Below are 8,821 nucleotides of genomic sequence, written 5' to 3'. Positions count from 1 at the left end.
GACTAGCACACCCATACTCTATGTCGCCACGCCCAATGGCATTTTTGCGACGTCGAATGGTGGCGGCTCCTGGGTGCACACGACAACCGACAGTCAGGGGCGAGCATTTGAGCCGATTCTCAGTCTCGCGGTCGATCCGCAAGATTCGAACCATCTCATTGCCGGAGCCGGCGCCGCGAGCCGGATCTATGTCAGCACGGATGGCGGCCAGACCTGGCGACGGAAGACGGTCGATTCCACGCAGGGCGCGACCCAGGTCTACGCAGTGGCCATCGACTCGCAATTCTCCAACGAGATTCTTGCCGCCACCGATGACGGGTCGTGGCGCAGCGGCGACAGCGGCGACTCGTTCGAGGCCTATCGGGGCCTCTTCGGCTGCCTTATCACGCACGCTGCGGCGATTGACAGCCAGCATTCGCTCATCCGCTATGCCGGCACCGATTGCGGCCTGTTCAAGACGACCGAAGGGGAGGGCGCTGCGGCGGTATGGACCCATGTCGAGCAGCTCATCTTCGACCAGAGCAGCAGCGGGTCGCATCTCGAAGATGTCATCGGCACCGACCTGACGGCGATCGCGCTCGATCCGGCCCATGCGGACACTCTCTATGTCGGCACGCGCAGCGGCGCGGCCTTCAAGGTCCAAATTTATCAGAATGGCGGCCAGTTCATATCGCCCATGACCTTCAACAATGGATTCGTCGCGGCACCGATCGGGGCGATCGCGCTCGACCCCCAGCAGCCGGGGGTCATCTACGCTGCCACCGCTGGCCAGGGAATCTTCAAGGGCAGCACCACCGGGTGGGGCCGCTGGCTTCCCTTCAGCACCGGCCTCGGTAATCTCCAAGTAACGTCGCTGGCGACCGACGCCGGCAACTCGCGCAAGCTCTATGTCGGCACTGAGAACGGCGTCTACGCTATCGAGCAGAGTTCGGTCCTGCCCCCGGGCCCCGATCTGGCGCTGCATGTCACGGTCACGCAGGGCAAGGCTGTCTCCAGCACGACCGGGCTGCGCACCCTCATCTTTCGGATCACACTCAACAATAACGGCCCGGGCGCCGCGGCGAGCGCGAAGGTCACGACCGCGTTCCTGGCGCCGGGCCTCAAGCCCCTGGCGCGGGGATCCGTCAGTGTGGCCAAGCTGATCTCGAGCTCGGGCCGCTGCGACAGCCGGATCATCAGTTGCGCGGTCGGACCGCTTGCCGTGGGCGCCAGCGCCACGATCACGCTCAGCGTCGATCCGGCGCACGCGATGCACGGCAAGGTGCTGACGGCCAAGATCACAGCCAGCGGCACGGCGGCAAACGATATCTGGGGCGTGCCGGATGCTCATCCGGCGGACAATGAGATTCAGACCCAGGTCCCGATCCGCATTCCGCAGAAGCCGTCCTTCCCTTGATCGACGCTTGTCTCTAGCCCCGCGTCACGGCCGTCAGGTTCATCGTCAGCAGCACGCCCGGCTTCGGCAGCTCGCGCACGCCGATGACGGTGCGCGCCGGGCGATGTTCGCCCATGGCCGCGATATAGGCTTCATTCATGCGTTCGAAATCCGACATCGCCGCGAGGAAGACGTTGATATGCAGGACATGGCCGAGGTCGGAGCCGACCGAGGCCAGCATCACAGCAAAGGATTTGAGGATCTGCGTCGTCTGCGCATGGACATCCGGGCCCGCGAGCTTGTCCGTCGCCGGATCGACGCCGGCCGTACCGCCGATGGTGATGAAGGGACCGACTTTCGCGATGTGATTGTAGGGCCCGATCGGGACCGGCGTGTTGGGCGGTGTCGAGGTTTCCACTTTTCCAGTCATGCCGGCCCCTTTCGGACCTCAGTTCGCGCCAAGTCGCGTTCGTCCACCGGTCAGCCGGTCAATCGACCGCGACGGTCACGCGCAGGAAGGTCGCCGGAATGGACGTGGCATTCTTGTTCGCGCTCTTGTTGTGGGCGTTGAACAGAGCTTCCACCTCCTTCTGCAGATCGGGGACGCGGCCGTTCTTCTCGGCCGCTTCGAAGGCATTCATGGTCGGCCCATAGAACTTCCTGAAGGCATCCGCCAGCTCGGACGGTGGGCGGGGAGAATCGAAGGAGAAACTGTCCCTGACGAAGGTGATATTCTCCTTTGGAATCCCCGCGGCGGCAAATCGCTCGATCACGTTGGCTTCGACACCCCAGGTCATCGGGCTGATGAATCCTTCCGGCGGCGGCGGCGAATAAGCGGCGCTGATCCTCAAGAGTTGCGCGACCAGCGTCGGGTCGTTCGGAATCCAGTTCCCCATGACGATCCGCCCGCCGGGCCGGGTCACGCGCACCATCTCCTTGGCGACGTCGAAGGGCCTGGGCGCGAACATGGCGCCGAAGATGCTGACGACGAGATCGAAAGACCGGTCTTTCAGCTCCTGCAAGTTGGACGCGTCGCCTTCCTGAAACCTGCAGTTGGCGAGACGCTCCTCCTGGGCACGCCTGTTCCCGGCCGCGACGAGGTTGCTCGCGATGTCGACACCCAGCACGTCGGCGCCGAGCCTTGCTTCCGGCAGTGCCGTCGTTCCATCGCCGCATCCGAGATCCAGGACCTTGAGCCCCTTGGTGACTCCGATTCGCTTGACGAGCGCCTCCCCGCTTTCCCGCATGTTCGCGGCAATGCGCGTGAAGTCGCCCTTTTCCCAAAGTGCCTTGTTCGGGTTCATGAGATTCCACTCCTGATTATGTTGAACACTCGGGCCTGCAAACGGCTTCACATCAGCGGGCGAGGCATTATGGGAATATTCGCCGTACCGTCCAGCCGACAGTCCCGGAGACCGCGGGTCCCACACCGGATTGTGATCCGACAGCTGTCAGCCGACCTGCTTCGCGATCTCGCCGGCATAATCGCGGGCGAACTGGCGAAAACCGATCGCCGGCCGGCCGAGCACCCAGGCGATATCCTCATGGATCGGGGCGGTGCCCCGCCGGCGCATGCGCTTGAACAGATTGACGACCAGGTCGGCCCGGAATTCCGAGGCGCCCTCGGCGATCAACATCCGCCGATAGGTCTCCGGCGCAATATCCTCGTAAGAAAAGCGCTTTCCCGTCGCCTCGGAAAGGATCGCCGCGACCTCGGCATGGCTGAGCGCCTCGGGGCCCGTCAAAACATAAGCCTTGCTGTCATGTCCGGGCTCGGTCAGCGCCTTGATCGTCACCGCCCCGATGTCGCGGATGTCGACGAAGGGGAGGCGCGCCTCGCCGGCCGGCAACCGGAGGACCCCGCCGGGACAATAGGTGATGAAGTTCTGGCTGAACCATTGGGGCCGGATCAGCACATGCCCGAGCCCCGACCGGGCGAGCTGAAGGTCGCCCTTGCCGTGGGTGCTGATCAGGGGATCGGGCGATTCGGCATCGGCGGAGGCGGCGGAAAGCCGCGCGATCATCCGCACGCCGGCCCGTCCCGCGGCCTCGATGACATTGGCCTGCAAGGCCAGCTGCTCGGGATGCTCGAAGGAAATCAGGAAGACCGCGTCCACCCCCGTCATGGCGGCATCGAGCGAAGGGATGTCGGCGAAAGAGCCCAGCACGATCTCGACGCCCGCCCTGGGCAGCTTCGCTGCATTGTCGCGGCGCCGCAACAGGGCCCGCACCGGCCGCCCGGCGGCGGCGAGCTGGCGCGTGACCTCGCTGCCGGTGTTTCCGTTGGCGCCGGTGACCAGGATCATCGAGGATCCTCCTCCCCGGAAAGATCGGCCGCCATGTCATCCCGCTGGCTGCACCGCGGCGGCAACCTGTCCGGCACGATACGCTCGATCATTGAGACGGTCGCCCGGCCCGATTCGCGATCGAGAGTAAGGTGGAGACCCCGGGTGTCATCGCAGCCAGCCGAGCGACCGATACCAATCGACCGCATCGCGCGCCGACTCCTGGACCGGCCGCACGGCGAGGCCCAGTTCCTTCCAGGTCGGAGCCGGGTCGAAGAACATGGAGCGGCGCGTCAGGCGCACCCCGGTCACCGTTGCCAACGGCACCTCGCCGGTGACGTGCGTTGCCCACTGCTCGCTGCAGAAGGCGACCGCCATGGCAACCGAATGGGGCACCGTCCAACGCGGTAGGGGCCGTCCGATCAGCTCACCCAGAACGCCCAGCCAGTCCGCCAGCTGGTAATTATGCCCACCCAGCAGGTAGCGTCGTTCGGGCTTTCCTTTCCGCATGGCCGCGATCATGCCGGTGGCGACATCGCGGGCATCGACCAGATTGAGGCGGCAGTTCAGGTAAGCCGGCAACTCGCCGCGACAGAAAGCGAGCGCCAGGCGTGTGGGCGGCGTCAACAGCCGGTCGCCCGGGCCGATGGGCAGGGTCGGGCAGACCAGCACCACCGGGGCGCCTGCCGCGGCCAGTTGCCGAACGGCGGCATCAGCGCGGAACTTGCTCATGCAGTAGGGCCCGATGATGTCGCTCTCTTTGAGTTCCAATTGTTCGACCGGGCCGCCGCTGAAGCCGGCTGGCGTGAGTATGCTCTCGGTGCTGGTGTGCAGCACCCGCTCCGCGCCATTGTCGAGCGCAGCGTGGATGGTGTTCATCGCACCCTGGTGATTGATGGCGTCGAACTCGCGCACGTTGCGGCGCCAGAGGTTCGGATCGGCCGCCAGGTGATAGACATGCCGGCAATTGCGCGTCGCCTGGACGAGGGCCGCTTTGTCGCGGATGTCGGCGCTGACCACCTCGACGCGATCCAGCGGCAGGTGGCCCACATCCGCGCCGGGCCGCTCCAGCACGCGCACCTCCTCGCCTTCGGCGAGCAACGCCGACACGAGATGGGAGCCGATGAAACCTGCCCCACCCGTGACCAGGTTCATGCCGGGCTTCCCCGGCCGGCAAGATCGGCCACCATATCGTCCAAATGGCTGCGCCGCGGCGGCGACCTTTCCTGCGTGATGCGTTCGATCATTCTGACCGCCGCCCGATTCAGCGGACAAGGAAAGTTGCCGGCGAGCCGCACCAGATGGCCGTTGTAAGCCTCGATCTCCGTCTCGCCGTGGCCGACATCCGGCGCCATCGAACAATAGGTGCCGCGCAGCGAGGGTCGAAAGAAGTTCGCCATCAGCGTGGGAAGGCCCGGAGTCCGCAGAATCCTGACGACCGTGTCCGGATGAAACGGGCCGATCTTCGCCAGCGCCAGCCCGGCGCGACGCAGAATGGCGTGGTTCTCCAGCAGCAGGCCGAAGAACAATCGCTTGGCGAGGGAGTCGGTCAACAGCGCGGCATTGTCGACGCCGGCCGCGGCGGCCAGGGGCGAGATGGCGGCGTTGTACATCAGCTTGGCCGCCTTGAACGGCCGCACGTCCTCCACCAGCTCGACCTCGAACAAAACGCTCTGCCGCAATCCTTCGGCGAGCGCGCGCAGCTCGTCGCGTTCCTCAGCCGTTGCCGGCCGCCGCGCGCCCAGATGCAGGCGGCCCGGACGGGTGATGCGGGTAAAGGGACGCTCGCGGTCGCATTCTGAGACGAAGGAGGCAATGCCCTCGGCCGCGAAATCGTGGCTGTCGAGCGGAGCGTCGTAACCGTTCTGTACGGGAACCAGGTGGCGCAGGGTGGCGAGGCGCGCGAGAACGGCGGGATTATCGTAGGTCTTCGTGCAGAGCAGGATGATCGCGTCTGCCGGCGGCCGCCAATCGGTGAAGGCGACGAAAGGCAGTTTCACCGACAGCCGGCCGGCGACCCCGAGCCCGTCCGCCCGTCCGGCGGCGAGTTTCGCCGGGTTCCGTTCGACCAGCGTGACGTCCCAGCCGGCATGAGCCAGCGACCAGGCCAAGGCGATGCCGATGCCGCCAGCGCCGACGACGTGGACCTGAGGTTTCAAGAGACCCCCTCAGACTCGAGTTCGCCGCTGAGAACCATCATTTGCTGCCAACCGACCCTCGATGCGTTGCCCGCTTGCAATGTTAGTGACGCGCCGGAGGCCGAACCAGGAGAATCGTCGCCCGTGATCCTGCATGTGACATGGCGCGAAAAGACAAGGCCGCGATGCGCCAAAGCTCGTAATCCCCGGCTTCACGCGCGGCGCGGCCGGCCCGACGCGATGAGATGGGCCAGCGCCAGCACCGCCACGAGCCCGCCGGCAATACCCAGCGCCTCGATCCCGTACCAGCCGAGGATGCGCGACCCGACCGCCGACCCCACCGTGATGCCGATATAGATCATGGCGGCGTTGATCGAGAGCACGATGCCGACGGCCTGGGGGGCGAATTGCGCGACTCGCGCCTGCTGCGGCGCCATGAAGGCGAAACTGAAGGCCGACCAGGTGGCGATGACGATCGCCAGCTCGAGGAAGGTCAGCGGGATGATCGAGAAGAACGGCATGATCGCGATCTGCGCGATGCAGATGAGGATCAAGGTGCGCCGCGGGCCGATGCGATCGGCAAGAACGCCGCCCACCAGGTTACCGATCACCGCACCGATGCCATTAAGCACGAGGAAGCCGGTGCGGATCTCGGGGTCGGATCCGACCGAAGCCTCGATGACGGGCCCGAAGAAGGTGAAGACCATATAGAGCGCGGTGATCATGGTCGCGGTGAAGGCGGTCGCGAACAGGGTGCGGCGGTCTCCCAGTGCGGCGAGGATCGTGCCAAGGCCCGCTGCCTGGAAGCGGACATCGCGGGGCACGGCGAGGAACATCACGCCGGCGCCGGCGGCCGCGAGGACGGCCACGACCCAGAAGGTCGTCGCCCATCCATAATGATAGGAGACCCAGGCGCCGAAGGGCGTGCCCACGACCTGGGCGATGGTACCGCCGGTGAAGACTGTCGCCAGGGCCTTGCCCCGGCGCTCGGGCGTGCTGAGGGCGACCGCGATCCCAGCCGCGATGGGCGTGAACATGGAGCCGCCCAGCGCCACCAGGACGCGCGAGGCGGCCAGCATGAACAGGCTGGCGGAGAGTGCCGACAGGACGGTGCCAAGGCAGAAGATCGCCAACGCCATGACGAGCACGACGCGCCGCGGCAGCGTGCCGGTGATCGCCCCCGTGATCGGCGACAGCACGGCATAAGCCAGCGCATAGGTCGTCAGCACGACGCCGGCGTCGGCCTTGGCGATGCCCAACCCGTCGGCGATCGGCGAGATGATGCCGACGATGACGAAGGCGCCCATGCCGACGATGAAATTTCCGAAGGCGAGAAAGGCCAGAACCACGCCTTCGCCAGACCGGCCTGTCACCGCAACGCCCACCCGTGATGCCCCAAGGGGGTTCAGATGAACGGTTTCGGGGGGAGGGTCAATCGGAAAGGGGAGACGCCGACATGGCGAAAAGAATCCACGGCCCCTCCCATGCCGGCTTCGCCGGCGAGTCAAAAAACTGAGCGGGCGAAGCCCGCGGGCGGGAGGGGCGGCGAGCGCAGCGAGCGGGGAGGGGAATGCATGCTGCGCGCTCGAGTGTGCGGCACCCCTCCCCCTACCCCCTCCCGCTGGGGCGTGGAGACATTTTCAGGTCAGCTCGCGAGGAACTCGCGCACGGCACGATGGAACGCGTCGGGCATTTCCCAAAAGACCATATGGCCGGTGGGGACCTCGACATAGCGCGCGGACTTCATGCGCTGGACCAGGCGCCGCGAGAGCTCGGGACGCGTGAGGATATCGAACTCGCCGGCCACGACGAGCGCCGGATGGCGGATCTCGTGGACGCGGTCGAGCGTGTGGTGGCCGCGGCAAGCGGCGGCCGCGGCGGCAAAACCTTCGAGCGGCGGCGCCGGCATTTCGAGAAAGGCCTTCACCGTCTCGGGCTTGCGCGTGAGGTAGCCGGGCGAGAAGCAGAACAGCAGAAGGCTCTCGACGATGTGCTGGCTCTGGCCGTGCCCGGCCAAGGCGATCCAATGATTGAGCAACTCGGTGACGAAGATATCGCGCTCGGCCCAGCTGTTGGTGATCACCAGCCGCTGGATGTCCTCGGGGTGACGCAAGGCCCATTGCTGGCAGATCGCCCCGCCCATCGAGGAGCCCATCGCCGTGACGGGACCGAGCTCTAGATGCCGGGCGAGATCATGTGTGTCGTCCGCCATCTGCTCGATGCTGTAGGGACCCGGCGGCGTGGCGCTGCGGCCGATCCCGCGATTGTCGAACACGACCACGCGGTGATCGCGCCCGAACTCCTCGATCTGCGCCGCCCAGGAGCTGCGGTCGTCGCCGAGACCGGCGACCAGCACCATCGGCGGGCCCTTGCCATGGGTCTCGTAGGCAATCTCGACGCCGGCGCTGGTCCGGATCGTTCCGCTGTCGGCCGGTCCGCTCATGGATGCCCCTCCCCTCCGATGATTGCGCGACGGGGAACAGGATGCATGGACACATTCCTCCTGTCACCCCCGCCCTGCTGTCGCCCCCGGTTTCTACGGGATGACGAAAGAAGTGCTGCCGTTGACGCCCTGGCGAGGCCGGGCGCACCATCCGGCCCTGGAAGTTCGGGCATCGCATCCTTGCGCAGGAAAGCCCGTCGAAACCCGGGGGACATGGTCATGAAGCGGATTCTGGCTCTGATGCTGGGTGCGGTTCTCGCGCTGGCGGCGGGCATCGCGGCGCCGGTGACGGCGACGGCCAAAACCAACCTGTGGGAGACGCTGCCGCGGCCGGCGGCGATGCCGACGCCGGTGCGCAGCGGTTATGCACCGGTCGATGGCGTGCAGATCTATTACGCGGTCTATGGCCATGGCGCGCCGGTGATCCTGCTCCATGGCGGGCTCGGCAATGCCGATTACTGGGGCAACCAGGTGCGCGAGTTCGCCAGGCATTACCAGGTGATCGTGATGGACAGCCGCGGCCATGGCCGCAGCACCCGCGACGCGCAGCCCTATGGCTATCACCTGATGGCGACCGACG

The 8,821-nt window shown here is 66.2% G+C and carries 9 protein-coding genes; 2 read left to right on the top strand and 7 right to left on the bottom strand.

The features are described from left to right. Positions 1 to 1,396 (top strand): hypothetical protein (locus ACREE8_RS03285; protein ID WP_431571550.1); only part of this gene is annotated, 1,396 nt, incomplete at its 5' end. Positions 1,397 to 1,409: 13 nt separating this feature from the next. Here the strand turns inward: ACREE8_RS03285 and ACREE8_RS03280 are convergent. The 7 genes from ACREE8_RS03280 to ACREE8_RS03250 form a co-directional block, all read right to left on the bottom strand. Continuing rightward, a complete protein-coding gene (locus ACREE8_RS03280; protein WP_431571549.1) occupies positions 1,410 to 1,805 on the bottom strand; it encodes a RidA family protein in 396 nt (131 codons plus the stop codon). A gap of 58 nt (positions 1,806 to 1,863) precedes the next feature. Then, positions 1,864 to 2,805 (bottom strand): class I SAM-dependent methyltransferase, encoded by a 942-nt coding sequence (locus tag ACREE8_RS03275; RefSeq protein WP_431571548.1) that lies wholly within the window; start codon positions 2,803 to 2,805, stop codon positions 1,864 to 1,866. Positions 2,806 to 2,826: 21 nt separating this feature from the next. Next, complete coding sequence (locus tag ACREE8_RS03270; protein ID WP_431571547.1) at positions 2,827 to 3,681, bottom strand: SDR family oxidoreductase; 855 nt, start codon at positions 3,679 to 3,681, stop codon at positions 2,827 to 2,829. 147 nt (positions 3,682 to 3,828) lie between these two features. Continuing rightward, on the bottom strand, positions 3,829 to 4,815 hold the full coding sequence (locus ACREE8_RS03265; protein WP_431571546.1) for an NAD-dependent epimerase/dehydratase family protein: 987 nt from the start codon (positions 4,813 to 4,815) through the stop codon (positions 3,829 to 3,831). Continuing rightward, positions 4,812 to 5,819 (bottom strand): ketopantoate reductase family protein, encoded by a 1,008-nt coding sequence (locus ACREE8_RS03260; protein WP_431571545.1) that lies wholly within the window; start codon positions 5,817 to 5,819, stop codon positions 4,812 to 4,814. Before ACREE8_RS03260 ends, ACREE8_RS03265 begins: the two co-directional genes overlap by 4 nt. A 191-nt stretch (positions 5,820 to 6,010) precedes the next feature. Then, positions 6,011 to 7,171: an MFS transporter gene (locus ACREE8_RS03255; RefSeq protein WP_431571544.1), complete on the bottom strand. Its 1,161-nt coding sequence runs from the start codon at positions 7,169 to 7,171 to the stop codon at positions 6,011 to 6,013. Between the two features lie 272 nt (positions 7,172 to 7,443). Continuing rightward, on the bottom strand, positions 7,444 to 8,241 hold the full coding sequence (locus tag ACREE8_RS03250) for an alpha/beta fold hydrolase (RefSeq protein WP_431571543.1): 798 nt from the start codon (positions 8,239 to 8,241) through the stop codon (positions 7,444 to 7,446). 219 nt (positions 8,242 to 8,460) lie between these two features. Between ACREE8_RS03250 and ACREE8_RS03245 the strand changes: the two genes are divergently transcribed. After that, a partial coding sequence (locus ACREE8_RS03245) for an alpha/beta fold hydrolase (RefSeq protein ID WP_431571542.1) occupies positions 8,461 to 8,821 on the top strand: 361 nt, incomplete at its 3' end.

It is taken from the genome of Hypericibacter sp., from assembly GCF_050729195.1.
GTDB lineage: Bacteria > Pseudomonadota > Alphaproteobacteria > Dongiales > Dongiaceae > Hypericibacter.
This window is presented reverse-complemented; position numbering and strand designations above follow the sequence as displayed.